This window comes from Sinorhizobium sp. 8-89 (assembly GCF_030124325.1).
GTDB lineage: Bacteria > Pseudomonadota > Alphaproteobacteria > Rhizobiales > Rhizobiaceae > Sinorhizobium.
Genome location: NZ_JASKLR010000081.1, coordinates 1 through 937, shown reverse-complemented (window position 1 = coordinate 937; position 937 = coordinate 1). Strand labels below are relative to the sequence as shown.

Here is a 937-nt window from a genome sequence, read left to right as displayed (position 1 = left end):
ATAGCGGGCGAGGTCGCCGGTGCGGTACATCCGCGCCCCCGGCTCTCCGCAGAACGGATCGGCCAGGAAGCGCTCGGCCGTCAGCTCCGGTTGGTTGAGGTAGCCGCGCGCCACCCCTGCCCCGCCGATATAGAGCTCGCCGACCGCCCCGAACGGCACCGGTGCGCCATGGCCGTCAAGCAGGTAGAGCCGAAGATCGGAGATCCGCTCTCCGATGGGGCTAAACGAACTGGAAGTGTCAGATTCAATAAGAGGGCAATAGGTTGCATGCACGGTCGTTTCCGTGATGCCGTACATGTTAATGATCTGTGGGGTGCGATCTGAATGCCTAGCGTACCATGGCTTCAGAACTGATGGCTCCAAGGCCTCCCCGCCAAGAATTGCGTATCGAAGGTGGTTGTGAATTCCACTCTCACATGTCGCCTGGATAAAAGTTTTAAAAGCCGAAGGGGTCTGGTTGAGAACTGTGACGCCGGACTTGCAGATCAGATGGTAGAAATCTGGAGCGGAGCGAGCCGTATAGCTCGGCACTAGAAGCAAGCGTCCGCCATAACGCAGAGCTCCCCACAACTCCCAAACGGAAAAGTCGAAGGAGAAGGAATGGAAGAGGCACCAGACGTCGCCCGCGGAGAAGTCGTACCAATTCTGGGTAGCCTCAAACAAACGAGCAATTTGGGCATGCTCGACCATGACGCCCTTTGGCGTGCCGGTGGATCCGGAGGTGTAGATGATGTAGGCGAGATGGCGGGAAGTGAGGCCGAGGGCGCGGGGATCGGGATCGGATGCCGGCCGGTTCGTCCAGGCCGGTGTTGCGGCATCGAGGTCGACCGCGGTCAGGCCGGCGATCGCGCTGGCGCCGAGGGCCTGGCGACCGGCCGCATCGCAAAGCAGCAGCTTCGGTGCTGCGTCGTCGAGCAGCTGGCGCAGGCGCTGAGAC

At 61.3% G+C, this 937-nt stretch carries 1 protein-coding gene; it reads right to left on the bottom strand.

What is annotated here, in order from left to right; genetic code table 11:
* Positions 1-937 (bottom strand): AMP-binding protein (locus QN219_RS33735; RefSeq protein WP_284004754.1); only part of this gene is annotated, 937 nt, incomplete at both ends.